The organism is Streptomyces sp. NPDC048416 (assembly GCF_043200435.1).
Taxonomy (GTDB): domain Bacteria; phylum Actinomycetota; class Actinomycetes; order Streptomycetales; family Streptomycetaceae; genus Streptomyces.
The window spans coordinates 40,498-67,488 of the sequence record NZ_JBICXU010000005.1 but is presented as its reverse complement, the minus strand read 5'-3'; the positions used below and the strand labels follow the sequence as shown (position 1 = coordinate 67,488).

Sequence of the window (26,991 nt, the reverse complement as noted above, 5' to 3'; positions counted from 1 at the left end):
CTCCTGTCCCCCCGTGGCCACAGCGCCCCTCGCGCTACTTGCCGTCCGCCTTGGCGCTCGCGTCGATCGCCGCGAGCGACCGACGTGCCTGGTTACGGTCCGTGGTGTACCAGAAGTCGGGCAGCGAGGCCCGCAGATAGCTGCCGTAACGGGCGCTGGCCAGCCGCGGGTCCAGGACCGCGACCACACCCCGGTCGCCGGTCGCCCGTACGAGACGGCCCGCGCCCTGCGCCATCAGCAGCGCGGCATGCGTCGCGGCCACCGCCATGAAGCCGTTGCCGCCGCCTTCCTCCACCGCCTTCTGGCGGGCGCTCATCAGCGGGTCGTCGGGCCGCGGGAACGGGATCCGGTCCATCACCACCAGCTGACAGCTCGGCCCCGGCACATCGACGCCCTGCCAGAGCGACAACGTGCCGAACAGGCAGGTCTCCGGATCGGCGGCGAACGACTTGATCAGCTCGCCCAGCGTCTCCTCGCCCTGGAGCAGGATCGGATGGTCCAGCCGGCCGCGCAGCTCCTCGGCGGCGGCCTGCGCGGCCCGCATCGAGGAGAACAGACCGAGGGTGCGACCACCGGCCGCCTCCACCAGCTCGGCCAGCTCGTCCATCATGTCGCCGCGCGAGCCCTCACGGCCGGGGGCCGCCAAATGCTTCGCAACATACAGAATGCCCTGCTTGGGATAGTCGAAGGGCGAGCCGACATCGAGCCCCTTCCACTGCGGCACGTCCTCCCCGACGGTGCCCTCCGGGGAGAGGCCGAGCGAGGCACCCACCCCGTTGAAGTCCCCGCCCAGCTTGAGGGTGGCCGAGGTGAGCACCACCGAACGCTCCGCGAACAGCTTCTCCCTGAGCAGCCCCGACACCGAAAGCGGCGCGACCCGCAGCGACGCCCCGAAACGGTCGTGCCGCTCGTACCAGACGACGTCCCACTCGGAGCCGTTGGTGATGCGCTCCGCCACGCCGTGCACCGACTCGACCATGGCGAGGGCCTGCTTGCGCACGGCGTCCTCGTCCTGGACGGACTTGTCGCGGGTGGAGCCCAGCGCCGAGACCACCTCGCGGGCCGCGTCCCGCAGCGCCATCAGCGCATAGCCCAGATCCTCCGGGACTTCCTCAAGACGGCCCGGAAGCGCCAGCTCCATGACCCGCTCGAAACCCTCGGCGGCGGTCTGGAGCTGGTCGGCGACCTTCTCGTTGACGAGCTTGGCGCTGCGCCGAACGGCTCGGTTGACCTGGCCGGGAGTGAGCTCGCCGGTGGCGACGCCGGTGACCCGGGAGACCAGCTCGTGGGCCTCGTCGACGATCAGCACCTCGTGCTGCGGAAGCACCGGCGCGCCCTCGATCGCGTCGATGGCGAGCAGGGCGTGATTGGTGACGACCACATCGGAGAGCTTGGCGCGCTCGCGGGCCATCTCCGCGAAGCACTCCGCCCCGTACGCGCACTTCGTCGCGCCCAGACACTCCCGTGAGGACACCGAGACCTGCCCCCACGCCTTGTCCGAGACCCCCGGGGTCAGGGCGTCGCGGTCGCCGGTCTCGGTCTCGTCCGCCCAGTCCCGCATCCGCAGGAGGTCCTGGCCGAGCCTGCTGGTGGGCGCGGCCGACTCGAACTGGTCGAAGAGGCCTTCGTCCTCGTCCTGCGGCGCGCCTTCGTGGAGGCGGTGCAGGCACAGATAGTTCGAACGGCCCTTGAGCATGGCGAACTGCGGACGGCGCCGCAGCAGCGGATGCAGCGCCTCCACGGTGCGCGGCAGATCACGCTCCACGAGCTGGCGCTGGAGCGCGAGCGTCGCCGTGGCGATCACCACCCGCTCCCCGTGGGCCAGCGCCGGCACCAGGTAGCCGAGGGACTTTCCGGTGCCCGTCCCGGCCTGGACCAGCAGGTGGGAGGTGTCGTCGACGGCATCGGCGACGGCGGTGGCCATGGCGACCTGGCCAGGCCGCTCCACGCCGCCGACGGCGGTGACGGCGGCGTGCAGGAGCTCGGGGAGTGAAGGCTTTGTCATAGCCGGACCAGCCTAAGGCTCGCCACTGACAACCGCGGACCGTCGCATCATTGCGCCGGTCCCAGAGGGTTCGCGACGGTGCCGTGCACGGTGGCGTGCGGCCGCTCGGGGCGGTCCCGGTAGCCGTCCGTGTGCAGCCGGTTCCGGTTCAGACAGAGCCTGTCGATCCGCGGCGTCAGCAGGTCGAAGGTCTCGTAGCGGTCCTTGTCGTCGGGGAAGCGCGCCTGGTAGCGCACGATCTCCTCACGCACCAGCGCCCAGAAGTCGGCCTCGGCGACGCCGAGTTGATCCTCGCAGAGCGGGGCGAGGAAGCGGAAGACCCCCACGAAGAGCCCCGAATGAATGAATTGGGTGAGGAATCCGGGGGCCTCGGTGAGCAGGATGTTCCGCACGTCCTCGGGCATCGTGTCGTGTTCGGGCAGGTGCTCGGCGCTCACGTTGATGTCGTCGACGAAGTCCTTGATCGCCAGGCGCACGGGTACGTCGTGGTCGTCGAAGACGACGATGGCGTTCTCCCCGTGGGGCGAGAAGACGGTTCCGTAGCGGTAGAGGAAGCGCAGCAGCGGCGGCAGCAGGGCGCCGAAGAGGTGCCGCAGCCACACCTGCGGCGCGAGACCGGAGCGGTCGACGAGCTCGGCCGTGAAGGCGCGCCCTTCGGGGTCCGTGTGCAGCAACGCGGCCAGGGTCCGGGCCCGCTCGCCCGCCGCCAGCCTCGGCGGCAGGGGCTCGCGCCAGATGGCCCCCAGCAACTCCTTGTACTGGTACGGAACTTCACCGACCCGGTCGTAGACGGGGTGCTCCACGGCCACCGAGGCGACCTCTCCCAGCAGGATCACGCGGCACTCGTCCCGCAGGAACGGGTCGCCGTCGCACAGGCCCTGGATCCAGGTGGTGACCGCGGGCGCGGCGACCGTGCGCTCGGTCGGCAGGCCCCGCCAGACCAGGGTGTTCAGGATGGACAGCGGGAGCTTCACCGTGTGCCGGTCGGGCTTGGAGAGGTTGAGGAAGGTGCGGATGGACTGCTGCGGAAGCCGCACGTCACCGTCGGTGGGAAGGGGCACGATGGCGTTGCCGGCGATGGCGGGCGCGAAGAGCGGAAGGATCATTTCCGTCCACTGCCAGGGGTGGACGGGCAGATACAGATACGCGGCGGGATCGAGCCCGCGGGCCCGCAGCGCGGCGGCGAACGCCGCGCGCACCGGGGCGTCGAGCTCGCGCGCATAGAGCCGGTCCGGCGTGGCCAGCGCCTCGACGCCCCGGTAGTCGGCGAGATCCGTGCGCACCGCGATCCAGGGCAGCCGCGCCGGGGTGCGGGCTTCCGGGCTCCACCGGGCGGCGTCGTCGGCGGAGAAACCGAGCCGCCCCTTGTTGAGCACGAGCCAGGGGTGCCCGCACTGGTGGCCCTCAAGCTCCGCGTACCCGAGGTCGGCGAGCCGCGCTGCGGGCAGTGCGGTGCTCTGCAGGCGGGCGTCGGCGGCCAGGGTGGCGGAGAGTTCCCGTACGAGGTGACCGAAGGTGGCGCCGTCGACGCCGAGGGTCCGGCGGGCGAGCGCGAGGAAGCGGAGCGGATCCGTGAGGACGTGTCCTGGCCCACCGCGGGGCTCGCGGGGCTCGCGGTACGGGTGGTCGGTGCTCTGCGAGTACGGGAGCTGGGTGTTCTCCCTGTACTGGCGGTCGGCGCTCTCCGCGTCCGGGTGCTCGGTGCTCGCCGCGTACGGACGCTCGGCGCTCCCCGCGTAGGGGAGCTGGGTGCTCTCGCCGTCCGGGTGCTCGGTGCTCGCCGCGTACGAGTGCCCGGCGCTCCCCGCGTCCGGGCGCTGGGCGCTCTCGCCGTACGGACGCTCGGCGCTCTCCGCGTACGGACGCTCGGCGCTCTCCGCGTAGGGGAGCTGGGTGCTCTCGCCGTACGGGCGCTCGATGGTTGCGCCGTACTGGCGCTCGGCGCTCCTGGCGTTTGCGCGTGGGATGTTCTCGGCGGCCGGTGCGACCCGCTCGATCGGCTCGACCCGCTCGACCCGCCGCACGGATTCGGGGTCCACCTGCCAGCCACCGTACGCGCCGCGCCGCGCCGCGAACGTCAACGTACTGCCGTCATCCAACGCGAACCCGTACTGACCTGCGGTTTTTCCACCGGGACCGGCATTGTCAGTGGGGCACCCTACCGTTGGCTGCACGATCTCCTCGTACGCGAAGGCGCCGATCATCTTGGCGAGGAGGAGTCGTCCCGCGCGGTCCCACGCCTCGCGGTTCAGCTCGGGCGGGGCCAGCAGTCCGGGCGGGGCTTCGGGGTCGAGGGGGCCGCGGGAGTCACGGGGGGAAGGAGGGTTCGGCACGGAGACTCCTCGGGGTGGGACCGATTCGGCTGGGTGTGTATGCGCTGCGGCGGGGCGTTCACAGCAGGTTCCTGAGCGCGCGGTCGCGGACCATCAGGGCGGCGCGCTTGTCGGGAAGGTCGACCTCCGCGTGGAAACGGAAGCCGGCGCTGAGGAACGCGGAGATGGAGGGGGTGTTGCGCAGATCGGGTTCGGCGATCACACGGGGGCAGTACGGGCGGTTGTCGATGATCAGGTCGGCGACGGTCCTGAGCAGGGTGGTCCCGACGCCCCGGCCGCGGTCGGCGACACCGCCGATGAGCAGATGGATGCCCGTGTCGTGCGGGCGGGCCGGATAGTGGCGGGCCAGCGGGTCCAGGTCGGCGCGGTAGACCTCCCAGTAGCTCATGGGGGTGTCGCCGAGCACACCCAGGCAGGGCACGCTGCGGCCGTCGCCGTCCAGCTGGCGCAGCAGATGGGCGGCGGTGACGGATTCGGGTCCGGCCAGGTCCCAGAAGGCGGCCACGGCAGGGTCGTTCATCCACCGGGCGAGGAGGGCGAGGTCGCGTTCGAGTCGTACGGGTACGAGGCGGAACGCTCCGAGCGGCGTCGTGGCGGGCGCCCAGTCGCCCGGCGAGTCGAGCAGGTCCTCCACGACGGGGTGGGCCCTTCGGGGGCCGCTGCCCGGCCCCTCCGGCCGGCCGGCGACACCGGCCGACGCCGCGCCGCCGTGGGGGGACGAAGTCGGCGCGGGGGGCGCCGAGTCGGATCCGGCCGCAGATCCCTGGCCCGGTCCGTCGGCAGGGCCGGGCCGGGCGGGGGCCGCGGACCTGCCCCGGCCCGGGCCGCCCGGCCCGGCTGTGTCGTCGCCGAACAGGGCGCCCGGCTCGTCCGGGAGTTGCAGGTCCAGAGTGTCCTCGGCCGCGTCCCTGGGCCGGGGGGCCGGGCCGGCGTCGGCGTCGGCGCTCGCATCGGTGGGAGGCACGGCGACGCTCCTCTCAGCAGTTCGTATCAGCAGATCGCACGGGTCATGTGCCGTTGGTGTGGAGGGGGTTGGCGATGGTGACGTAGACGGACTGGGTGTCGACCGGGCCGACGAGTTCGTCGAGGCCGTGCAGCCGGGTCAGCAGGTTGGCCTTGCAGCGCAGCGTCGCGCTGGTCAGCAACTGGCCGGGCAGCGGCGAGCCGAGACCGGCGGCGTGGGCGAGGAACCGGCGCAGGGCGGCCAGGAGTACGCCTTCGTCGGCGAGGTGCTGGGCGCCGAATGCGCCGATGAGGCCGAGGATGTTGTTGATGCCGAGGTAGTAGGCGAAGCGTTCGTCGGTGACGGTGTCGGCGACGAAGGTGTCACTGGTGGCGCCGATGCCCGGCAGTCGTCGCTCCAGGGCGGCGCGGTGCGACTCGCGGAAGTAGTAGCCCTGGTTGTCGCGGTAACGGCCGCCGACGGGCCATCCGTCGGGGTCCAGCAGGACCAGCGTGTTCTGCTGATGGGCCTCCAGGGCGATGCCCGCCGTGCCGTCCAGCCACAGCAGCGGGCGTACCACCTGGTCCAGGTAGCGCAGGAACCACTCGGCACAGACCGCCGTGGTGGGCCGGCCGGTGCGGGCGGCGAGCCGGCCCACCACATCGGCCAGGCGCGAGCGCATGCCCGGGTGGCCCGCCATGGGACGCGGCGCCGTGAGGGCGGCGATGCAGACGGCGTCGTCGCTGTGCGTGAAGGGGTTGTGGCGGATCATGACGTCGAGCCCCGGCAGCGCCTCGCCCTCCGGGGTGTCGACGGCGAGCCAGGCGGGGTCGCGGACGATGTCGAAGCAGGGGTGGGCGGACTGCCATTCCTCGCCGAGCCCGGCCCGCAGCAGACGGTGGACCTCCACACCCCGGTGGAGTTCCTTGCGGAGGTTTTCACGACGGGAGTTGGTGATGCGAACGCCGAGTGACAGTTTGAGCATCGCGTCGGCGCCGGGACGGTGCACGGTGCGGACGGACGAGGTGGGGTACCAGTGGGCGCCGTGCGCGCCCAGGTCGTGCAGGAGCCCGGCATCGAGCAGTGCGGCCACGGCGGGCCGCTGGACGACGTCGCGCGCCTGCCAGGGGTGCAGGGGCAACGGGACGGTGCCGGGCGGGAGTTGAAGGCCGGCGCCCGCGAGCCGGTGCGCCAGGTCGCCGGCGGCCACGGTGCGGCCGCCCTCCGTCCACGCCGAGTCCGTGGCGAGCACGGTCGGGTCGACGGCCATCCAGTGCAGCGGGAAGTGGCCGTACAACTCGGGTGAGTAGCGCCGTACTTCCGCGTCGGACAGGCCCTCGCGGCTCTTCGGGGTGGGGTGCTGCGGGTGCCCGAGCAGGAGGGACTGCTCGGCGGTGAGGAAGAGGTCGGCCGTGTCCCGGGGGCCCGGGTGGCTGCGCCGGTCGGCGATGAAGCACGCCGTGCGGCGTACGGAATCCGCGACGCGCCCCACCAGGTCGGCGCCCTCGCTCTGACCGGCCTCGCGGCCCAGGAGCGCGGCGACGGTGACGGCGTCGGCGGGCGGGGCGTCGAGGGCGGCGCCCTGAAGAGCGGGCAGGCCGAACCGGTGCCAGCCGGTGGCCGACCAGTACCGCACGGGTACGAGCAGCGCGGCGCCGCTGGCGGGGAGCGGGATGCGCAGGACCATGCTGTCGGGGGCGGCCAGGTCGTTCTCGCGCACCCAGCAGCGCAACAGGTTCTCGACGGCGGCCGCGTCGGCGGCGGCGCCCGGCTCGGGGGCGTCCAGCGGGTCCTGGTCGTGCGGGGTGGTCAGTCGTTCGCCGTGGATCCCGGCCTTCTGGCGCGGCACCGTCGTCGGCTCGTCCACCAGCGGGCCGCGGTGGGCGGTGGCGGGGCCCTCGGCCTCGTGCGCATCGGGTGCGGGTGTGGGATTCACGGGGGTCTTCCTCGGGAGCTCGTGGGGTGGTCCTGGTTCAGTGGGACGGCCCGGTCTCGGCCCGGTGGTGTGCGCCGGGCCCGGGGGCGGGCCTCGTGTCGGCGCGTGTGTGCGCTGCACGTGCGGCGGCGGCCAGGGCGTCGGCGAGCCGGTCGAGGACGGCCACGGCCTGTTCGTCGGTGAGGGTGAGCGGAGGCAGCAGCCGTACGACGCTGGAGTGCCGGCCGCCGAGTTCGACGATGAGCCCGCGTCGCAGACACTCCTGCTGTACGACGGCGGCGAGGGCGGGCGCGGGCGGCGGCGGGTTGCCGGAGCTGAGGTCTTCGCGTTCGGGATCGACGAGTTCGACACCGATCATCAGGCCACGGCCGCGGACGTCGCCGATGCAGGGGTGGTCGGCGGCGAGGCCCTGCAACTGGCCGAGCATGCGGGCCCCGAGGACCGCCGCGCGCTCGGCGAGCCCGTTCTCACGGACGTGGGCGAGGGTGGCCGTGCCGGCCGCCATGGCGAGCTGGTTGCCGCGGAACGTACCGGCGTGGGCGCCCGGTTTCCAGACGTCGAGACTGTCGCGGTACACGATCACGGCCAGCGGCAGCGAACCGCCGATGGCCTTGGAGAGCACCATGACGTCGGGCACGATCCCGCTGTGCTCGACGGCCCAGAAGGTGCCGGTGCGGCCGACGCCCGTCTGCACTTCGTCCGCGATCAACGGGATGGACCGGCTCGCGGTGATCTCCCGCATCCGCCGCATCCAGGTGTCGGGCGCGGGGATCACACCGCCCTCGCCCTGGACGGGTTCGAGGATCATCCCGGCCGGCGCGGGGACGCCGCCCTTGGGGTCGTCGAGAAGGTTCTCGGTCCAGCGGGCGGCGAGTTCGGCCCCGCGTTCACCGCCGGCTCCGTACGGGCAGCGGTAGTTCTGCGGGTAGGGAAGCCGGGTCACTCCCGCCTCACCGGCGCCGCCGGACACGGCGAGGGCGCCCGCGGTCATGCCGTGGTAGGCGCCCGTGAAGGCGAGCATGCCGGAGCGTCCGGTGGCGGTGCGGACCAGTTTCAGGGCCGCCTCGACCGCGTCCGTACCGGCCGGGCCGCAGAACTGGATCCGCCCGTTCTCGGCGAGTTGGCGCGGCAGTGTGGCGAACAGCTCGGTGGTGAAGGCGTCCTTGACGGGTGTGGCGAGGTCGAGGACGTGCAGCGGCGCGCCCGAGTCGAGGACCTTGCGGATCGCTTCGAGCACGACGGGATGGTTGTGCCCAAGGGCCAGCGTTCCCGCGCCCGAAAGGCAGTCCAGATAGCGCCGCCCGTCCGCGCCCTCGATCGTCAGGCCGCGGGCCCGCACGGGAACGATGGGCAGGGAACGGGCGTAGGTGCGGGCCGCCGACTCCCGCAGGGACTGCCTTCGCAGGATTGCCTCATGAGCGCCCGGCAGCGCCGTCGGAGCTGGTTGGGTCACGGACACGACTGCTGGTCCTCCCGCTGTGACGGTTCCGTATCGCGTCCGTTGCGCACTGCGAACGCCCGCACTGAACGCTGTCCTGATGTCCCCCGTACGTACCAACGACGCCGGGACCGCGGGATCACGGCCTGACAAGAAGTTCCTTGCCACCAAGGAAGGTTCGCCTTACCGGCGGGGGTCCGGTGCCCCGGCGGGAGCGCGACCGCGGCCCTGCCGCGTACCGTCCCGCCGCGCACCGGCATAGTGGGGGCCGCACTCCGGCACCGGTTCGTGGTGCCGCTGCTCACGAGTTCAGAAGACGAAGACGCTTTGATGACGAAGTTCCAGGGGGAGTTCGAGATGCGACCGATACGTCCGTCCAGCGCCGAGCGTACGGGGAGGAGCACGCGCCGCGGGGTCTCGCCGGTCCTGGCCGCGCTCGGCCTCACGGCCTCGCTCGCGCTGACCGCCACCGCGTGTGGACCCGGTGATTCCAGTGCCGACGGCAAGCCGACGGCGTCGGCCGCCACGGATGGCACTGACAAGATTCAGATTCCCGATGACGTCAAGGAACAGCTCAAGAAGCACGGGATCGATCTGGACAAGTGGAAGAACGGCGAGTGGAGGAACTGGGACAAGGACAAGTGGCTTCGTGAGGCGAAGGACTACGTCAACCCGATCATCCAGGGCCTGTGGGACCCGGACCGGATGCGCAAGGCGGACAAGCCCCCGGAGAAGGCCGTCCCCAACGACATCTCCGGCGACAAGGGCATCACGGACCCGACGCCGGCGCCCGTGAAGGCCGCGGCGGTGAAGGCTCCGTACCACCAGAGCCTTCCGGAGCTGGGCAAGCTGTTCTTCGACAGCCCCGAGGGTTCGATGGTGTGCTCGGCGACCGTCGTGAAGGACCCGGCGCACCCCGGAAAGTCCAACATGGTGTGGACCGCGGGCCACTGTGTGCACGCGGGCACCAAGGGCGGCTGGTACCGCAACATCGCCTTCGTCCCCTCGTACAACAACACCGACCTGCCGACGGCCCAGTTGCAGAAGGCCACCAAGCAGCAGATCGCGCCGTACGGCGTCTACTGGGCCGACTGGGCGCAGACGTCGCAGCAGTGGATCGAGGGCGGCGGCCCGACCGGCGGCCAGGGCGCTCCGTACGACTTCGCGGTGCTGCACGTGACGCCGGAGAAGGGCTCGAACGGCAAGTCGCTTGAGGAGACCGTCGGGGGCGCGCTGCCGGTGGACTTCAACGCGCCCGCCGTGCCGAAGATCGCCTCCATGTCGGCCAACGGCTACCCGGCCGCGCCGCCGTTCGACGGCCAGAAGCTGTACCAGTGCAAGGACAAGCCGGGCCGTCTCTCGCTCGACGCGAGCATGCCGACGATGTACCGCCTCGGCTGCACCATGACCGGCGGGTCCTCCGGTGGCGGCTGGATCGCCACGGGCTCGGACGGCAAGCCCGCGCTCGTCTCCAACACGTCGATCGGCCCGGTCACGGCGGGCTGGCTGGCCGGCCCGCGCCTAGGCAAGGAGGCCAAGGGCGTCTTCGACTCGGTGAGCACCAAGTACGCCGGACGGTAAGCCCTTTGCGGGGGTCCTGTGAACGACAGGGCCCCCGCGCGTTCCCCTCGTGCCGAACGGGCATAGTAGGGGGCCGCACGGTGGGCCGACGGCGCACAGCCGCGCCCATCGCGCTGACAAGCACATGACAAAACCTGCCTTGAGGGGCAGGCTCATCAGGGGGAATCGTTTTCATGCGATCCATACGTCCGCTGCTGACCGCTTGCGGTCTCGCGGCGGCTCTCGCGCTGACCGCCACCGCGTGCGGTCCGGGCGGGAACGACGCCGACAGCAAGCCGTCCGCCTCCGGCTCCGCCGGAACCAAGGACGATGCCGCCTCCCGTGCCGGTCTGGCCGACGCCCTCAAGAAGCACGGGGCCGACCTGGACAAGTGGAAGAACGGCGGCTGGAGGGACTGGGACAAGAACACCTGGCTGCGTGACGCCAAGGACTTCGTCAACCCGGTGATCGACGGCCTGTGGAAGCCGGACCGGATGAAGTCCGCCAAGGACCCGCAGAAGACCATGGCGGCCGGCGACGTCACCGGCGGCACGGGCATCTCGGATCCCGAGCCCGCGCCCGTCAAGGCCGTCCAGGAGAAGCTGCCGTACCACCAGTTCGCCGCACCGGTCGGCAAGGTGTTCTTCGACTCCCCCGAGGGATCCATGGTGTGCTCGGGCACCGTCGTGAAGGACCCGGCCCACCCGGGCAGGTCCAACCTGGTGTGGACCGCCGGTCACTGCGTCCACCAGGGCGGCTCCGGCGGCTGGTACCGCAACATCGCCTTCGTCCCCTCCTACAACGACCAGGGCAAGCCGGCGGCGGCGCTCAACAACGCCAAGCCGCAGGAGGTCGCTCCCTACGGCGTGTACTGGGCCGACTGGGCCTCGACGTCCAACGAGTGGATCAATGACGGCGGCCCGACCGGCGGCACCGGCGCCCCGTACGACTACGCGGTCCTGCACGTGAAGCCGCAGAACGGCACCAAGTCCCTGGAGGAGACCGTCGGCAACGCGCTGACGGTCAACTTCTCCGCCCCGCAGGCCAAGACCGTCCCCTCGATGGGCGCCTGGGGCTACCCGGCGGCTCCGCCGTACGACGGCTCGCAGATGTTCCGGTGCGTCGACCACCCCGGTCAGCTCTCCATCAGCCCGGGCACTCCCCCGATGTACCGCATCGGCTGCACCATGACCGGCGGCTCCTCCGGCGGCGGCTGGTTCATGAACGGACCCGACGGCAAGGCGCAGCTGGTCTCCAACACCTCGATCGGCCCGGTCACCGCGGGCTGGCTGGCCGGCCCTCAGCTCGGCGCAGGCGCCAAGGCGCTCTTCGACTCGATGAGCGCGAAGTACGGCGGCCGCTGACACCCGGCCCCACCCGGCCGGACACGGCACCGACACCCGGCTCGCCGGATCCACCGGGTGCGGATCCAGGACCCGGCCCGCCCGGTCCACCCGGATACGGCGTCGGCGACCCGGTCCACCCGGATACGGCGAAGGCCGCCTCCCTCGTGCGCGAGGGAGGCGGCCTTTCGTCTTGCGGCCGATCACCTGGCCGACGCGTGGTGCATACGGTCAGTGCGCGGCCGGCACATAGGGAGCGAGCTCGGCGGCCAGCACCTCGTGCACCCGGGCCTTGAGCACGGTGCCCTCCGCCACGTGCTCCTCGGAGATCACCTCGCCCTCGGTGTGCGCCCGGGCGACCAACTGCCCGTGCGTGTACGGCACCAGCGCCTCGATCTCGATCTCGGGACGCGGCAGTTCGGTGTCGATGAGCGCCAGCAGCTCCTCGATGCCCTCGCCGGTACGGGCCGAGACCGCGATGGAGTGCCGCTCGATGCGCAGCAGCCGCTGGAGCACCAGCGGGTCCGCCGCGTCCGCCTTGTTGATCACCACGATCTCGGGCACATCGACCGCGCCCACGTCGCGGATGACCTCGCGCACGGCGGCCAGCTGCTCCTCCGGCGCCGGGTGCGACCCGTCCACCACATGCAGGATCAGGTCGGAATCGCCGACCTCCTCCATGGTGGAGCGGAACGCCTCGACGAGGTGGTGCGGCAGGTGCCGTACGAATCCGACGGTGTCGGCCAGCGTGTAGAGCCGCCCGCTGGGCGTCTCCGCCCGGCGCACGGTCGGGTCAAGGGTGGCGAACAGCGAGTTCTCCACCAGCACGCCCGCGCCCGTGAGGCGGTTGAGCAGCGAGGACTTGCCGGCGTTGGTGTAACCGGCGATGGCGACCGATGGCACCTTGTTGCGACGGCGCTCCTGGCGCTTGATCTCGCGGCCGGTCTTCATCTCCGCGATCTCACGGCGCATCTTCGCCATCTTCTCGCGGATCCGCCGACGGTCCGTCTCGATCTTGGTCTCACCGGGGCCACGGGTGGCCATGCCACCGCCGCCGCTCGACCCGCCGCCGCCCATCTGCCGCGACAGCGACTGACCCCAGCCGCGCAGACGCGGCAGCATGTACTGCATCTGCGCGAGCGAGACCTGCGCCTTGCCCTCACGGGACTTGGCGTGCTGGGCGAAGATGTCGAGGATCAGGGCGGTGCGGTCGACCACCTTGACCTTGACGACGTCTTCCAGATGGATCAGCTGGCCGGGGCTGAGCTCACCGTCACAGACCACCGTGTCGGCGCCCGTCTCAAGGACGATGTCGCGCAGCTCCTGCGCCTTGCCGGAACCGATGTAGGTGGCCGGGTCGGGCTTGTCGCGGCGCTGGTAGACGCCGTCGAGCACCAGGGCGCCCGCCGTCTCGGCGAGGGCCGCGAGCTCGGCGAGCGAGTTCTCCGCGTCCTTGAGTGTCCCCGTGGTCCATACGCCGACCAGCACCACGCGCTCCAGGCGCAGCTGCCGGTACTCGACCTCGGTGACGTCCTCGAGCTCGGTGGACAGGCCCGCCACGCGCCGCAGCGCGGCACGCTCGGAGCGGTCCAGCTGGTCGCCGTCCCGCGCTCCGTCGATCTCGTGGCTCCAGGCGACGTCCTCTTCCATCAGGGCATCGGCCCGAAGGCTCTCGGTGCGGTGGGTGTCCGCGAAGCTCTGCTCGTCCTGGGAAGGGGATGAAGAGGAGGTCATTGGATCCTTTACGTCGTTGGAATTCCGGACCGGAAGCTCCCGGGGGAACTCCGGCTGTGTCGGTCACAACGCGTAACGGGCCCAAATGATTCCCGAACGATTCCGGGCGGAATCCGGTCCCTGGCTGCGCCGCCGACGTGAACGATGGTCGCACGGGGCCTCCAGGGACGTCACCCCGGTTTCGGGCCCACTCCAGCCCCACTCCGGTACCACTCCACCCCGCTCCGGCCCCGCGGCCTTGCGGTGCGGCCTTGCGGTGCGGCCTTGCGGTGCGGTCTCGCGGTGGGGCTCGTGGTGCGGTCTCAGTGCCGGGGCGCCGGCGGGGCGTGCACCGGCGTCCGGCTGTGCCAGTCTGCGTGGCCGGGCATCGGCGGGGTCTTCTCGCCGTACAGCCACGCCTTGAAGAAACCGGACAGGTCACGGCCGGCGATGCGTGAGGCCAGCGCGGAGAAGTCGGCGGTCGTCGCCGTGGAGTCCCGGTGGTCCCGCACCCAGCGCCGCTCAAGGCGCTCGAAGGCGCGCGTCCCGATCTCCTCGCGCAGGGCGTACAGGACAAGGGCGCTGCCGTCGTAGACGATGGGCCGGAAGATCCCGATCTTCTGTCCGGGGCCGGCCGCCCTGGGCGCCGCCGGGGGGCCGCCTGCCGCGCGCCAGCTGTCCGAGAGGGCGTAGGCGTTGCGCATCCTGCGCTCCATGGGCTGCTTGCCGAACTCCTCGGCGTACAACGCCTCGTACCAGGTGGCGTGTCCCTCGTTCAGCCACACGTCCGACCACGCGCGGGGCGAGACGCTGTCGCCGAACCAGTGGTGCGTCAGCTCGTGCACCATGATCGAGTCCACGTACCACTCAGGGAACTGGGGCCGGACGAACAGGGACCGCTCGAACAGGGTCAGGGTCTGCGTCTCCAGCTCGAAGCCCGTGTCGGCGCCCGCGATCAGCACCCCGTACGTCTCGAACGGGTACCGCCCGACCCGCCGCTCCATCCAGGCGATCTGGTCGGGCGTCTTCTTCAGCCACGGCTCCAGCTTGGCTTGGTCCGCCGCGGGGACCACGTCACGGATAGGCAGCCCGTGCGGTCCCTCCCGGTGCAGCACCGCCGAGTGTCCGATCGACACCTGGGCGAGCTCGGTCGCCATGGGATGGCTGCTGTGGTACGAGGAAACGATGCGCCCGCCCCGGCGCTCGCGCCCGATGGGCAGCCCGTTGGCGACGACCGTCACGTCCGCGGGGGCGCTCACATGGAAGGTGAAGTACGCCTTGTCGGACGGGTGGTCGTTGCACGGGAACACGCGGTGGGCGGCGTCGGCCTGATTGGCCATCACCAGGCCGTCGGTGGTCCGTACCCAGCCGCCGTCGCGCGCCGCGTTGGGGTCGCTGGTGTGCCGCACGGTGATCCGTAGCGATTCACCGGTGTGGACGGGGTCCTGTGGAGTGATCACCAAGTCTTCGTCGGCGGAGGCGAATTGGGCCGCCTGTCCGTTCACGTCGACGCCGTGCACGGTGCCGCGGGCGAAGTCGAGGTTGATGTGCTCCAGATCGTCCGTCGCGACGGCGTCGATCGTGGTGACGGCCTCCATCGGCTTCGTGTTGACGCCCGGGTAGGTGAGCCCGATGTCGTACGCGAGGACGTCGTAGCCGGGGTTGCCGAGATGCGGGAAGAGCGGATCGCCGATTCCCAGCGGCACCGGGGCGGGCAGGGCCGCGGCGACGACGGAGGCCGCGGCCGCGGCAAGCAGCACGGCACGCAGGCGGCGGGAACGGGGACGGCGCGGGGTGAGCGGCATGCCCTACCGCTACCAGCGCGAAGGGGCCCGCCCCTGCCGACTCGCATGGGGGCCACCCGAACGGGGGCACCCGAGCGGGTGGTGCTGACCGGGTGGTGACCGGCCGACTGGTGCCGGCCGGGGGGCTGGTGCCGGCCGGGGGGCTGGTGCCGGCCGGGGGACGGCGGAGGTCGACGCGGAGGGGCGGCGGGATGACGGATGGCAGATGGCAGATTCCGAAAGTTGTCAATCCCACGCTCATCCCGCCCCCGCCCCCGCTGCCGCTGCCGCTGCCGCTGCCGCCGAACGCTGGGGATGGCCAATGTCAGATTCTGAAAATCGTCATCCCACGCTCACCCCGCCGCCGCCGGATGCTGCGCCCGGCTCACGTCGTACACCCCCGCCACGTCGCGCATGGTCCGCATGAGTGCGGGCAACCGGGTGGCGTCCGGGAGTTGGAGGGTGTAGGTGTGCCGGACGCGTTGTTCGCTGGGGGGTTCCACGGTGGCCGAGACGATGGCCACGTCGGCGCCGGCGATGGCTTCCGTGAGGTCGGCCAGCAGCCGGGGGCGTCCGAAGGCCTCGGCGACCAGCGTGACGCGGCATTCCGCGGCCTCTCCCCAGCGCACCTCCACCGGCGCGCGCCCCACGGCCTGCATGCGCACGACGGCCGGGCATTGCCGGCGGTGGACGGTCACCGCCGCGCCGCGCACCGAGAATCCCGTGACCGCGTCGGGCGGCACGGGGGTGCAGCAGCCGGCCAGCCGTACGGTCACGCCGGGCAGATCGGTCACCGCGTTGGCGGCGGTACGCCGGTCGGCGGGGACGTTGACCTGGGGGCGCGGGGTCGCGGCGGGCACGATGGCGCCTTCCGGATTGACCGCGAGCCAGCCGGCGATCGCGATCCGGGCGGCGGGGGTCCTCGCGTGGTCGAGCCAGTCGGACGAGGGCCCCGAGGTGGCGTCCTGGGCCAGCAGCAGGTGCACGGTGTCGCCGTCGTTCAAGACCGTACCGAGCGTTGCCAGGCGGCCGTTGACGCGTGCGCCGATGCAGCTGTGGGCGGCCGCCCCGTACTGCGCGTACGCGGCGTCCACACAGCTCGCGCCGGCCGGCAGGACCAGGGTGCGGTCGTCGGCGCAGAACACCGTGATCTCGCTGTCGCCCGCCAGTTCCTCGCGCAGGGAGGACCAGAAGGTGTCCGGGTCGGGGGCGTTCTGCTGCCAGTCCAAAAGGCGTGAGAGCCAGCCGGGGCGTGTCGGGTCCTCGCGCTCGTCCCCGGCCTGCTGCGGGCCGTCGCCGGGTCCTGCCGCACCGGGGTTGCCGAGCGCGATGACTCCGGCCTCGGCGACCTTGTGCATCCGGCGGGTACGGATAAGGACTTCGGCGACTTCGCCGGCCGGCCCGACGACCGCCGTGTGGAGCGACTGGTACAGGTTGAACTTGGGCGAGGCGATGAAGTCCTTGAATTCGGACACGACCGGCGTGAAGCAGGTGTGCAGTTCACCGAGGACCGCGTAGCAGTCGGCGTCCTCGGCGACCAGGACGAGGAGCCGGCCGAAGTCGGTGCCGCGCAGTTCGCCGCGTTTGAGCTGGACCCGGTGCACCGAGACGAAGTGGCGTGGCCTGATGAGGACTTCGGCGTGGATCCCGGCTTCCCGCAGCACGGCGCGTACGCCGTCGGCGATGGCGATGAGGGGGTCGACGGTGCCGGAGTTGGCCGCGATCAGGGCCCGGGTGTGCTCGTACTCCTCGGGGTGCAGGATCGCGAAGACCAGGTCTTCGAGTTCGGACTTGAGGGCCTGCACACCGAGCCGTTCGGCGAGCGGGATCAGTACGTCCCTGGTCACTTTGGCGATGCGGGCCTGTTTGTCGGGACGCATCACGCCCAGGGTGCGCATGTTGTGCAGCCGGTCGGCGAGTTTGATCGACATCACGCGTACGTCGTCACCGGTGGCGACGAGCATCTTGCGGAAGGTCTCGGGCTCGGCCGCGGCCCCGTAGTCGACCTTCTCCAACTTGGTGACGCCGTCCACCAGATAGGTGACTTCCTCGCCGAACTCCGCCCGTACCTGGTCGAGCGTCACCTCGGTGTCCTCCACGGTGTCGTGGAGGAGGGACGCGGTCAACGTGGTGGTTTCGGCGCCGAGTTCGGCGAGGATCAGCGTCACGGCGAGCGGATGCGTGATGTAGGGCTCGCCGCTCTTGCGGAACTGGCCGCGGTGGGACGCTTCGGCGAGTACGTACGCCCGGTGCAGTACGGCCAGGTCGGCGTCGGGGTGGTGGGCCCGGTGGGCGTCGGCCACGTGACCGATGGCGTCGGGCAGCCGGTCGCGTGGGACCGGGCCGAGCAGTGCCGCGCGGCCCAGTCGGCGGAGGTCGATCCGGGGGCGGCCGCGTCGGCGGCTGTGAGCACCAGGATTTGTGGCCTCTGCACTCATGGGGTACCTCCGGCAGCATCGACCGGTGGTGGAGGGACCGGCGTGCCTCTCCGGACCGGTGCTTGATGCTACCGACCCCACCACGTGGCGCAGTCCCGCTCTCGCTCAGCGTGAACCGGATCACCCATTCGAGCGAAGGTTCACGCCATGGCCGTTTCGCCGTCGGCCGGACGGCCGGGGTCGTCGGCCCGGGCCCCGGCGGGAGCAAGCTGCCGGGCCCCGGCGGGGCGGGCCGCCGCTGGGGGGAGGCGCGGCGGGCCGGACCCTGCGGGCGGGGCGGGCGGCTCGGCGGGGCCGCTCAGTCCGCCAGGAGGGACGGGTCGATGACGCCTTCGGCGACGATCACCGCGGGTCCGGTCATGTCGATCTCACCGTCCGGGTATTCGGTGATGACCAGTGTTCCGCCCGGCACGTCGACGGTGTACGTCGCGGGGGCGCCGGTGACGGCCGGGTCCGCGCCGTCCCTGCGGGCGGCTGCGACGGCGACGGCGCAGGCGCCGGTGCCGCAGGACCTGGTCTCGCCGGAGCCCCGCTCGTGGACCCGCATGGCCACGTGGCCGGGGCCGCGGTCCACGACGAACTCGATGTTCACGCCGTCCGGGTACACCTCGGCGGGGCTGAACGGGGGCACCGAGCGCAGCTCGCCCGCGTGGTCGAGGTCGTCCACGAAGGCGACGGCGTGCGGGTTGCCCATGTTCACGTTGCGCGCGGGCCAGCTGCGGCCGTCCACGGTGACGGTGACCGCGGACTCGGGGAGCTGGGCACGGCCCATGGAGACGGTGACGTCACCGCTCTTGGCGATGTGTGCCTTCTTGACGCCGCCTCGGGTCGCGATGGCCAGGTCGCCCTGTTCGACGAGCCCGGCGCGATGCAGGTAGCCGGCGAAGACGCGCACTCCGTTGCCGCACATTTCGGCGATCGAACCGTCGCTGTTGCGGTAGTCCATGAACCATGCGGCCTCGTCGGCCATGCCCTCGGCCTCGGGGTGGACGGCGCTGCGCACCACGTGGAGCAGGCCGTCGCCGCCGATTCCGGCTCGGCGGTCGCACAGCCGGGCGACGGTGGCCGCGGGCAGGTCGAGGGCGTTGTCCGGGTCGGGGACGATCACGAAGTCGTTCTCGGTTCCGTGGCCCTTGAGGAAGGCGATGGGTGCGGTGTTCACGCGTCAATCGTACGGGCGCGCACCGACAGTGGGCCGGTGAGGCCGGTGCGGCGGCCCGCCGGGACGGCCGACGGGGGGGCCGACGGGGGGCCGACGGGGGGGCCGAGGGGGTCAGCGGAATTGGCGAGGTCACGGAGTCGGCGGGGTGAGCCGAGCCGACGGGGTCAGCCGAGCCGGCGCGGTCAGCGGAGCCGGGCCACGCGCCAGACCGCGAGCGCGACGAGTACGCAGGCGACGCCGACGTACAGGGCGAGGACCCGCCAGTCGGGGCGTTCGCGCGATCCCCTGCTGGGCAGCCCCGGCCAGGTGTGGCCGACGCGGCGCGCGGCCATCATGCCCCAGCCCGCGGCGCAGCAGCTGATGAGGAGTCCGAGCATGGCCACGACCGGTCCGCCGTCGCCGAATTCGAAGGCGAGGGGGAAGGCGAACATGAGCGAGCCGAGGGCCGCGAGCATCACGATGGGGGCGAGCTGCCAGATCCGCAGGCGGCGCTGGGGGCGCAGTTCGACCTCGACCTCGCCGCCGTCCGACACCGCTCCCACGGAGCCGTCCTCCGGCCCGTCGGGGCTCAGGCCCGAGGCGCCGAGCACCGCGGAACCCAGGACAGGCGGTGTCGCTCGGGTGTCACGCGCGGGGTCGGTCGCGTCCTGGGCGGCGGATTCCGCTTCGGCGGCGTCCGGCGCCGCCGGACCGTGATCCGTCGAGCCCGCGGGCGCGGTGTCCTGCCGCGCTCCTTGCTCTCTGTTTCGAGGGCCGGCCTCCATCGCCACGCGCCCTCCCCACTCGGACTCCACTGGTCGATCGACGTTTGATGATGGCACGCGCGACGGTGCCGCATTGACCGGCGGGGCGTCCCGATGCCATCACGTGATCAGGCTGTGACCGCTCGTTCGACCAACGCCAGCGCCTGGTGCGGGAGTTCCGCCCGGTGCTCCGTCGCGCCGCTCAGCCAGTGGACGCGGGGATCGCGGCGGAACCAGGAGTCCTGACGGCGCGCGAAGCGTTTGGTGGCGCGTACGGTTTCGGCGCGCGCCTCGTCCTCGGTGCACTCGCCGGCGAACGCCGAGAGGACCTGCTGATAGCCGAGGGCCCGTGAAGCGGTCAGCCCGTCGCTCAGGCCGCGTTCGTCCAGGGCGCGCACCTCGTCGATGAGGCCCGCTTCCCACATGCGGTCGACGCGCAGTGCGATGCGTTCGTCGAGTTCGGGCCGGCCCACGTCGACGCCGATCTGGACGGTGGCGTACACCGATTCGTGGGTGGGGAGGTTGGCGGTGAACGGCTGCCCGGTGATCTCGATCACTTCGAGGGCGCGGACGATCCGGCGGCCGTTGCTCGGCAGGATCGCGCGCGCGGCCTCGGGGTCGGCGGCGGCCAGGCGGGCGTGCAGGGCGCCGGGGCCCCGCTCGTCGAGCTCGCTCTCGATGCGGGCGCGTACGGCGGGGTCGGTGCCGGGGAAGTCGAGCACGTCGAGTGCTGCGCGCACGTACAGGCCGGAGCCGCCGACGAGGACCGGGGTGCGTCCTTCGGCGAGCAGCCGGTCGATCTCGGCGCGGGCCAGCTTCTGGTAGGCGGCGACGTTGGCCGGTTCCGTCACGTCCCAGATGTCGAGGAGGTGGTGGGGGACGCCGGCGCGCTCGTCGGGCGTCAGCTTGGCGGTTCCGATGTCCATCCCCCGGTAGAGCTGCATGGAGTCGGCGTTGACGACCTCGCCGCCGAGCTGCTGGGCGAGGAAGACGCCCAGATCGGACTTTCCGGCCGCTGTCGGGCCGACGACGGCGATGACCCGCGCTGCGGGAGCTGCACTTCTCACGGTCACAGTCTCGCAAACCTCCGCGGTCCTCCTCGAACGAGCTACGTGACGTGGCCCGGCTGGGTTCGTTGCCTGTTGCGAGGTTCCGAACGCCGGTTTGTTGACCGGTGCCGCCGGGCGACGCAATGAGGCGCTCCGGCCGACCCGGGATTTCGCCCACACGAGTACGTTTTGGAGTAGATATGGGCGTTTTTTCGCTGTTTCGCCGCAAGGTCGACGCGGCCGTTGCGCAGCCGACCGAGGAAGCCGCGGCTGCCACGGTGACCCCGGACCCGGAGGCCAAGGGCGCCGACGACGCTCCGGCCGACTGCTGCGCCGCGGCTGAGGCTTCCGGGAGGACCGAGGCCGGCGCGGAGCCCGAAGCGGGGGACGCCCCCGCCGAGAGCGCGGCGGGCGCGGAGGGCGCGGCCGCCGAGGGGGTCGAGATCCCCAAGCAGCAGTCCGCCGAGGAAGCCGCGGACAACGAGGCGGGCGAAGGCGCTCGCAAGTAGTCCCACGGACGGTCCCATGGACAGACCCACGGACAGTCCCACGGGCAGCCCCACGGGCAGACCTACGGGTAGCCCCACGGGTATTCCCACGGGTCGCTTGCCCGAAGGACGCCGGCGGTGCGCCGCCCGCGTCCGCGTCCTGAACCACGCGCGCCGGAGGGCCGTGGAGCCGATGCGGCCCCACGGCCCTCCGGGGTGTCCCGACCGCCTCGCCCGCACCCGCACCCGCGTGTGGCGACGCTTCAGAACGGCCGGCGGATCGGGTTTCACGAGTTGGGTTTCAAGGATCAAGTTTCACGGATCGGGTTTCACGGATCGGGTTTCACGGATCGGGTTTCACGACCAGACGCCGACGAAGTAGCCGACTCCGTACGGCGCGTCCTCATAGAGCAGGCGTCCGGTGAGGTCCGCGCCGTCGGCCGCCCCCGCGAGCACCTGCCACGGCGCGCGGCCGGCCGCCTTCACCTGGTGCGCCAGCTGGTCGTCCAGGGCCATCAGCGCCCGGACGTCGGCGGTGGCCAGGGCCTTCGCCGCGAGCTCGTCGAAGGGCGCGGCACGCTCGTCGAGGTAGCCCGGAGCCTTGAGCGTGCGGCAGGCGCTGCCGTCGCCCATCACGAGCAGCGCGACCCTGGCGGCCCTGGCGGCCAGTTCCGTACCGGCGTCGGCGCAGAGCCCGCTTTCCAGGCGTTCGCCGACCGCGAGCCCCTGGACCGGTGCGTCGGCCCATCCGGCCCGCTCAAGGAGCCAGGCGCCCACGGCGAGCGACACCGGGAGCCGCTGCCCGCCTGGCTCGCCCTGGCCCAGGCGTACGGAGACGTCCACACCGAACCCGGTGAACGTGCCCACCGCCCCCTGCCGGAACGTGCCTCCGTCCGCGGCCGGGCCGACCACGACGAGGAGGTCGGGCCGGGACGCGGCGAGCACGCCGATCGCGTCGGCGCACGCATCGCGTGCCGCGTCGAGCTCGGGCGCGGCGCCTGCGGCGACCTCGGGCACGAGAAGGGGCGGGCAGGGGCAGACAGCGGCGGCTACGAGCATGATCCGCAGCCTAGCCGCGCTACGGGATCCCGGCCCTGCCCGGCCGCGGGACGGACCTGCGGGGTGCCTTCGAAGTCGCGCCGGCCCGACGCGTTGTGCGCGCCGGCCCGACGGGACTTTGAAGGAAGAACGGGACGGTGAAGACCGGGACGGTGAAGAAACGGCCTACAGGACCGAGCAGCCGCCCGTGGGCTCCGGCAGCGGCGCGGGGGCGCCGATCGAGGGCAGCCCCAGCATCACGCCGGCCGGCTTGCCGGCGGGTTCCGCGGTGCGCTTGGCCCAGGCGTCTCCGGCGCGGGTGCGGCGCACCGAGGTCGTCGCGCCCTCGGCGAGGAGGTGGTGCGGGGCTGCGTAGGTGATCTCGACGGTCACCACGTCACCCGGGCGCACGTCCTGGTCCGGCTTGGTGAAGTGGACCAGCCGGTTGTCGGGGGCGCGGCCGGACAGGCGCTGCGTGGAGCCGTCCTTGCGGCCCTCGCCCTCGGCGACCATGACCTCGAGGACCCGGCCGACCTGCTTCTTGTTCTCCTCCCAGGAGATCTCCTCCTGGAGGGCCGAGAGGCGCATGTAGCGCTCCTGCACGACCTCCTTGGGGATCTGGCCCTCCATCGTCGCGGCCGGTGTGCCGGGGCGCTTGGAGTACTGGAAGGTGAAGGCGTTGGCGAAGCGCGCCTCGCGGACCGTGTGCATGGTCTGCTCGAAGTCCTCCTCGCTCTCGCCGGGGAAGCCCACGATGATGTCGGTGGAGATGGCGGCGTGCGGGATGGCCGCGCGCACCTTCTCGATGATCCCGAGGAAGCGCTCCTGCCGGTAGGAGCGGCGCATCGCCTTGAGGACCGTGTCCGAGCCGGACTGCAACGGCATGTGCAGCTGAGGCATCACGTTCGGGGTCTCGGCCATCGCGGCGATCACGTCGTCCGTGAAGTCGCGCGGGTGCGGCGAGGTGAAGCGGACGCGCTCCAGGCCCTCGATGGTCCCGCAGGCGCGCAGCAGCTTGCTGAACGCCTCGCGGTCGCCGATGTCCGAGCCGTACGCGTTGACGTTCTGTCCGAGCAGCGTGATCTCCGAGACGCCCTCGCCGACCAGCGCCTCGATCTCGGCCAGGATGTCGCCGGGACGGCGGTCCTTCTCCTTGCCGCGCAGCGCCGGGACGATGCAGAAGGTGCACGTGTTGTTGCAGCCCACCGAGATGGACACCCACGCCGCGTAGGCGGACTCGCGCCGGGTGGGCAGCGTGGAGGGGAACGCCTCAAGGGACTCGGCGATCTCGACCTGCGCCTCCTCCTGGATGCGGGCGCGCTCCAGGAGCACCGGCAGCTTGCCGATGTTGTGCGTGCCGAAGACGACGTCGACCCAGGGGGCCCGCGCCACGATGGTGTCGCGGTCCTTCTGGGCGAGGCAGCCGCCGACGGCGATCTGCATGCCGGGCCGCTTCGTCTTCATCGGGGCGAGCCTGCCGAGGTTGCCGTACAGCTTGTTGTCGGCGTTCTCCCGCACCGCGCAGGTGTTGAAGACGACGACGTCGGCATCCCCGTCGGCGCCCTCGGGCGCGCGGACGTAACCGGCCCCCTCAAGGAGGCCGGACAGCCGCTCGGAGTCGTGGACGTTCATCTGGCACCCGTAGGTGCGCACCTCGTAGGTCTTCGCGCTCATCTCGCCCCCCAGGGTACGGGGCCCGGCGCCCCCTGGTCCTCGCGGGGAATGAACTGGCAGGATCCAGCCATGCTCCCCGCTCTGTCCCGGCTCAGCCGCACCCGCGCCCTCCAGGGCGCCGTGGCGGCCGCGGTGGCCCTCGGGCTGCTCGTGTGGTGGCTCGTCCCCTTCGGCAGCCCCTCCCCGGCCGGCACGATCGACTTCAGTACGGGCGTACACACCGGGGTGTACCAGCGGTACGGCGAGCTGTTGCAGCAGGCGCTGGCCCGCGATCTGCCGCACGTCGAAGTCCATCTGCGTACCAGCGAGGGATCGCAGCAGAACCTGCAGCGTCTGGCCGACGGCGTCTCCGACTTCACCATCGCGACGGCGGACTCCGTCGACAAGTTCCGCAAGGACGGCGGGCCGGGCGCCGCCGGGCTGCGCGGCTGCGCCCGCCTGTACGACGACTATGTGCAGCTGGTGGTGCCGAAGGACTCCCCGGTGCGCTCGGTCGCGGATCTGCGCGGCAAGCGGGTCGCCGTCGGGCAGGACGGCTCCGGGGTGCGGCTGCTCGCCGACCGGCTGCTGCCGGCCGCGGGCCTGGATCCGCGCGCCGACATCACGCCCGTCCCCGCCGGCATCGACACCATGCCCGAGCTGCTGCGCGCCGGGCGGATCGACGCGTTCTTCTGGTCCGGCGGGCTGCCGACCACGGCCGTGCTCAAGCTGTCGCAGGCGTATCCGATCCGGCTGGTCCCGCTCGCCGATCTGGTGTCCGCCCTGCACAAGGCGGACGGCAGCACCGGCTACTACCGGGCGGCGACCATGCCGGCCGATGCCTATCCCCTGGCGCAGCGGGGCGTGCCCGTGCCGACGATCGCCGTGGCGAATCTGCTGGTGACCACCGACCGTACGAACGCGGCGCTGACCGAGGGCTTCACCCGCACGGTGATAAACAGCCGCGACCGGATCGGCCGCGAGGTGCATGCGGCGCAGCTGGTGGATCTGCGGACGGCGATCTACACCAATCCGCTGCCGTTGCACGACGGGGCGCGCGACTACTACCGGTCGGTCAAGCCCTGACCCGTGCGCCGGGCGCGGGCATGGCCGGGCGAGGACGCGGGCGTGAGGGCGTCCCGGTTCACGATCCCGGCCGGCTGCGGGGCACGGTGACGGTCACGCGCAGGCCGTTCGGTTCGTGGTGGGCGTAGGCGATGGTTCCGCCGCCCGCCGCGAGCAGGGCGCGCGAGATGGAAAGGCCGAGGCCGGAGCCCTTGATGTTCTGGTGGCGGCCCGCGCGCCAGAAGCGGTCGCCGATCCGGCTCAGCTCGTCGTCGGAAAGTCCCGGGCCGTGGTCGGTCACGGTCACGGTGGCTCGTGGGCCTTCGACGGCGACGGTGACCCGTACCTCTTCGCCGACGGGGGTGAACTTCAGCGCGTTGTCGATGACGGCGTCCAGGGCGCTGGACAGCGCCACCGAGTCCGCCCAGCCGGTGGCGGCCGCCGAGCCGTCCGCGATCAGCCGTACGCCCTTGTCCTCGGCCAGGGGGCGCCACGCGGCGACCCGCTCCGTCGCGAGCGCCCCGACGTCGGTGAGCTGGAGGTCGGCCGCGGCGTGTTCGGCCAGCGCCAGACCCAGCAGGTCGTCGAGGACCTGGGCGAGGCGCTTGCCCTCGGTGCGCACCGAGGCGATCTCCTCGTTGCCCTCGGGGAGTTCGAGCGCGAGGAGTTCGATGCGCAGCAGCAGCGCGGAGAGCGGGTTGCGCAGCTGGTGCGATGCGTCGGCGACGAACGCCCGCTGTTGTTCGAGGACTTCTTCGACGTTGTCGGCCATCTCGTTGAACGAGTGGGCGAGCCTTCTGAGTTCCGGGGGCCCGCCGGCCGCGGCGACCCGGGAGTTCATGCGTCCGGTGGCGATGTCGTGGGTGACGGCGTCCAGGACGCGTACGGGCCTGAGCACCCATCCGGTCAGCCGGAACGCCGCGCCGACCGCGAGGAGCATGGCCGCCAGCTCGCCCGCCACGATGAACAGCCAGCCGCGCAGGGTGGCGGCCCGCATGCTCGCGGTGGGTGAGTCGGTGACCACGACCGCGATCACGTCGCCCTCGCGCACGACGGGCGAGGCGACCACGAGGCGGCCGCTCTGCCACGGCCAGACCTGGCCCGGGTCGTGGCTGCGGCGTCCGGCAAGGGCCTCGTGGAAGGCGACGTACCCCTCGCCCTTGGCGGGCACGTGCCAGTCGGTGGGGGCGCTCGCCATGGCGCTGCCGTTGCGGAAGAAGACGCCCGCCCTGATCCCGTACAGGGTCCAGTAGCGGGTCAGTTCCTCCTCCAGGGTGGTCAGCCGCTCGGCGCTGTTGGTGTCGTTGCCGTCGGTGGCCGTGACGAACTGTGCCAGCGCGGCGAAGCGGGCGGTGTCGTCGAGCCGGTCGACGACCACCCGTTGCTGTTGCGCGTGGGCCACGCTCAGCGCGAGCGGGAAGCCGAACGCGACCAGGACGAGCGCGAGCAGGAAGATGAGGAGCGGCAGGAGGCGGGTGCGCACCGGGCTTCTCGGGCCTCAGAGGGCGGCCGGCGCGACGAGCCGGTAGCCGACGCCGCGCACGGTCTCGATCAGTGCGGGCATGCGCAGTTTGGCGCGCAGGGAGGCGACATGCACTTCGAGGGTGCGGCCGGTCCCTTCCCAACTGGTGCGCCACACCTCGCTGATGATCTGCTCCCGGCGGAAGACGACGCCGGGACGCTGGGCGAGCAGCGCGAGCAGGTCGAACTCCTTGCGGGTCAGTTGCACGCCTTCGCCGTCGACGCTGACCTGGCGGGTGGGCAGCTCGATCTGCACCCGGCCGAGCCGCAGCCGGGCGTCGTCGGACTCGGGCCGCGCGCCGGGCGGCGGGCGGCGGATGACGGCGTGGATACGGGCGATGAGCTCGCCGGTGTCGTAGGGCTTGACCACATAGTCGTCGGCGCCGAGGTTCAGGCCGTGGATGCGCGAGCGGACGTCGGCGCGCGCGGTCACCATGATCACCGGGGTGGCGGTGCGCTTGCGGATCTTGCCGCAGACCTCGTAGCCGTCCTGGTCGGGCAGTCCGAGGTCGAGCAGGACCACACCGAAGGGCGGTTTGGGGCCGCTGTCGTCAGGGAGGAGGGCCTGAAGGGCCTCTTCGCCGTTGCGGGCGTGCTTCACCTCGAAGCCGTGCTTGGCGAGCACCGCGGACAGGGCGGCGGCGACGTGGTCGTCGTCCTCGACGAGCAGCAGTCTCATGGCCCCCCTCGGTCCTTGTGGTCCTTGCATGTGCGCCGGATCCGCGGGTTCGTCCCCGCGTGTTCATCGACCGCACCACGACATGTACTCCCGAATCCAT

Annotated in this window: 19 protein-coding genes; 4 read left to right on the top strand and 15 right to left on the bottom strand. The window is 71.9% G+C overall.

The features are described 5' to 3' along the window. Positions 1-34: 34 nt before the first annotated feature. The 5 genes from ACGFW5_RS08645 to ACGFW5_RS08625 all read right to left on the bottom strand — a co-directional run bounded on the left by ACGFW5_RS08645 (position 35) and on the right by ACGFW5_RS08625 (position 8,676). Entirely contained in the window at positions 35-2,005 is a 1,971-nt protein-coding gene (locus tag ACGFW5_RS08645; protein ID WP_393833450.1) for an ATP-dependent DNA helicase, read from the bottom strand. 47 nt (positions 2,006-2,052) lie between these two features. Beyond that, entirely contained in the window at positions 2,053-4,044 is a 1,992-nt protein-coding gene (locus ACGFW5_RS08640) for an IucA/IucC family protein (RefSeq protein WP_393833694.1), read from the bottom strand. A gap of 352 nt (positions 4,045-4,396) precedes the next feature. Then, positions 4,397-5,302, bottom strand: a complete 906-nt coding sequence (locus ACGFW5_RS08635) for a GNAT family N-acetyltransferase (RefSeq protein WP_393833449.1) — start codon at positions 5,300-5,302, stop codon at positions 4,397-4,399. 43 nt (positions 5,303-5,345) lie between these two features. Then, complete coding sequence (locus tag ACGFW5_RS08630) at positions 5,346-7,217, bottom strand: IucA/IucC family protein (RefSeq protein ID WP_393833448.1); 1,872 nt, start codon at positions 7,215-7,217, stop codon at positions 5,346-5,348. Positions 7,218-7,254: 37 nt separating this feature from the next. After that, on the bottom strand, positions 7,255-8,676 hold the full coding sequence (locus ACGFW5_RS08625) for a diaminobutyrate--2-oxoglutarate transaminase family protein (protein ID WP_393833447.1): 1,422 nt from the start codon (positions 8,674-8,676) through the stop codon (positions 7,255-7,257). A gap of 336 nt (positions 8,677-9,012) precedes the next feature. On the opposite strand from ACGFW5_RS08625, the gene ACGFW5_RS08620 reads away from it, so the two are divergent. Further along, a complete protein-coding gene (locus ACGFW5_RS08620) occupies positions 9,013-10,236 on the top strand; it encodes a hypothetical protein (RefSeq protein ID WP_393833446.1) in 1,224 nt (407 codons plus the stop codon). 173 nt (positions 10,237-10,409) lie between these two features. Then, the gene (locus ACGFW5_RS08615; RefSeq protein WP_393833445.1) at positions 10,410-11,579 is read left to right on the top strand and encodes a trypsin-like serine peptidase; all 1,170 of its coding nucleotides are present in this window, start codon (positions 10,410-10,412) and stop codon (positions 11,577-11,579) included. Between the two features lie 210 nt (positions 11,580-11,789). Here the strand turns inward: ACGFW5_RS08615 and hflX are convergent, their stop codons facing one another. From hflX to miaA, 6 genes are all read right to left on the bottom strand, one after another. Then, positions 11,790-13,292 carry a GTPase HflX gene (hflX, locus tag ACGFW5_RS08610; RefSeq protein ID WP_393833444.1) on the bottom strand — a complete coding sequence of 501 codons (1,503 nt, stop codon included), beginning with the start codon at positions 13,290-13,292 and terminating at the stop codon, positions 11,790-11,792. Positions 13,293-13,594: 302 nt separating this feature from the next. Next, positions 13,595-15,076: a M1 family metallopeptidase gene (locus ACGFW5_RS08605; RefSeq protein ID WP_393833443.1), complete on the bottom strand. Its 1,482-nt coding sequence runs from the start codon at positions 15,074-15,076 to the stop codon at positions 13,595-13,597. 332 nt (positions 15,077-15,408) lie between these two features. Further along, positions 15,409-17,493, bottom strand: coding sequence for a RelA/SpoT family protein (locus ACGFW5_RS08600; RefSeq protein WP_393833442.1), 2,085 nt, complete (start codon positions 17,491-17,493; stop codon positions 15,409-15,411). A 298-nt stretch (positions 17,494-17,791) separates the two neighbouring features. Then, positions 17,792-18,655 (bottom strand): diaminopimelate epimerase, encoded by an 864-nt coding sequence (gene dapF, locus ACGFW5_RS08595; RefSeq protein WP_393833441.1) that lies wholly within the window; start codon positions 18,653-18,655, stop codon positions 17,792-17,794. Positions 18,656-18,837: 182 nt separating this feature from the next. Then, complete coding sequence (locus ACGFW5_RS08590; RefSeq protein ID WP_393833440.1) at positions 18,838-19,425, bottom strand: hypothetical protein; 588 nt, start codon at positions 19,423-19,425, stop codon at positions 18,838-18,840. 101 nt (positions 19,426-19,526) lie between these two features. Continuing rightward, on the bottom strand, positions 19,527-20,465 hold the full coding sequence (gene miaA, locus ACGFW5_RS08585; RefSeq protein WP_393833439.1) for a tRNA (adenosine(37)-N6)-dimethylallyltransferase MiaA: 939 nt from the start codon (positions 20,463-20,465) through the stop codon (positions 19,527-19,529). A gap of 182 nt (positions 20,466-20,647) precedes the next feature. Here miaA and ACGFW5_RS08580 point away from each other — a divergent pair, with 182 nt between their 5' ends. After that, a complete protein-coding gene (locus tag ACGFW5_RS08580) occupies positions 20,648-20,956 on the top strand; it encodes a hypothetical protein (RefSeq protein WP_393833438.1) in 309 nt (102 codons plus the stop codon). A 336-nt stretch (positions 20,957-21,292) separates the two neighbouring features. Here the strand turns inward: ACGFW5_RS08580 and ACGFW5_RS08575 are convergent, their stop codons facing one another. Both ACGFW5_RS08575 and miaB read right to left on the bottom strand, forming a co-directional pair. Continuing rightward, positions 21,293-21,994 (bottom strand): class III extradiol dioxygenase subunit B-like domain-containing protein, encoded by a 702-nt coding sequence (locus ACGFW5_RS08575; protein WP_393833437.1) that lies wholly within the window; start codon positions 21,992-21,994, stop codon positions 21,293-21,295. 165 nt (positions 21,995-22,159) lie between these two features. Then, on the bottom strand, positions 22,160-23,647 hold the full coding sequence (miaB, locus tag ACGFW5_RS08570) for a tRNA (N6-isopentenyl adenosine(37)-C2)-methylthiotransferase MiaB (RefSeq protein WP_393833436.1): 1,488 nt from the start codon (positions 23,645-23,647) through the stop codon (positions 22,160-22,162). A gap of 69 nt (positions 23,648-23,716) precedes the next feature. Between miaB and ACGFW5_RS08565 the strand changes: the two genes are divergently transcribed. Next, a complete protein-coding gene (locus tag ACGFW5_RS08565; protein ID WP_393833435.1) occupies positions 23,717-24,712 on the top strand; it encodes a TAXI family TRAP transporter solute-binding subunit in 996 nt (331 codons plus the stop codon). Positions 24,713-24,770: 58 nt separating this feature from the next. Here the strand turns inward: ACGFW5_RS08565 and ACGFW5_RS08560 are convergent, their stop codons facing one another. Together ACGFW5_RS08560 and ACGFW5_RS08555 are read right to left on the bottom strand one after the other, a co-directional pair. Then, the gene (locus ACGFW5_RS08560) at positions 24,771-26,174 is read right to left on the bottom strand and encodes a sensor histidine kinase (protein ID WP_393833434.1); all 1,404 of its coding nucleotides are present in this window, start codon (positions 26,172-26,174) and stop codon (positions 24,771-24,773) included. A gap of 15 nt (positions 26,175-26,189) precedes the next feature. Further along, positions 26,190-26,891 (bottom strand): response regulator transcription factor, encoded by a 702-nt coding sequence (locus ACGFW5_RS08555; protein ID WP_393833433.1) that lies wholly within the window; start codon positions 26,889-26,891, stop codon positions 26,190-26,192. Between the last annotated feature and the right edge of the window lie 100 nt (positions 26,892-26,991).

Coding starts and splice junctions, on each gene's coding strand:
- ACGFW5_RS08600 (WP_393833442.1), bottom strand. CDS start 17,493: ATGAGTGCAGAGGCCACAAATCCTGGTGCTCACAGCCGCCGACGCGGC.
- ACGFW5_RS08615 (WP_393833445.1), top strand. CDS start 10,410: ATGCGATCCATACGTCCGCTGCTGACCGCTTGCGGTCTCGCGGCGGCT.
- ACGFW5_RS08555 (WP_393833433.1), bottom strand. CDS start 26,891: ATGAGACTGCTGCTCGTCGAGGACGACGACCACGTCGCCGCCGCCCTG.
- ACGFW5_RS08645 (WP_393833450.1), bottom strand. CDS start 2,005: ATGACAAAGCCTTCACTCCCCGAGCTCCTGCACGCCGCCGTCACCGCC.
- ACGFW5_RS08580 (WP_393833438.1), top strand. CDS start 20,648: ATGGGCGTTTTTTCGCTGTTTCGCCGCAAGGTCGACGCGGCCGTTGCG.
- ACGFW5_RS08575 (WP_393833437.1), bottom strand. CDS start 21,994: ATGCTCGTAGCCGCCGCTGTCTGCCCCTGCCCGCCCCTTCTCGTGCCC.
- miaB (WP_393833436.1), bottom strand. CDS start 23,647: ATGAGCGCGAAGACCTACGAGGTGCGCACCTACGGGTGCCAGATGAAC.
- ACGFW5_RS08620 (WP_393833446.1), top strand. CDS start 9,013: ATGCGACCGATACGTCCGTCCAGCGCCGAGCGTACGGGGAGGAGCACG.
- ACGFW5_RS08605 (WP_393833443.1), bottom strand. CDS start 15,076: ATGCCGCTCACCCCGCGCCGTCCCCGTTCCCGCCGCCTGCGTGCCGTG.
- ACGFW5_RS08565 (WP_393833435.1), top strand. CDS start 23,717: ATGCTCCCCGCTCTGTCCCGGCTCAGCCGCACCCGCGCCCTCCAGGGC.
- hflX (WP_393833444.1), bottom strand. CDS start 13,292: ATGACCTCCTCTTCATCCCCTTCCCAGGACGAGCAGAGCTTCGCGGAC.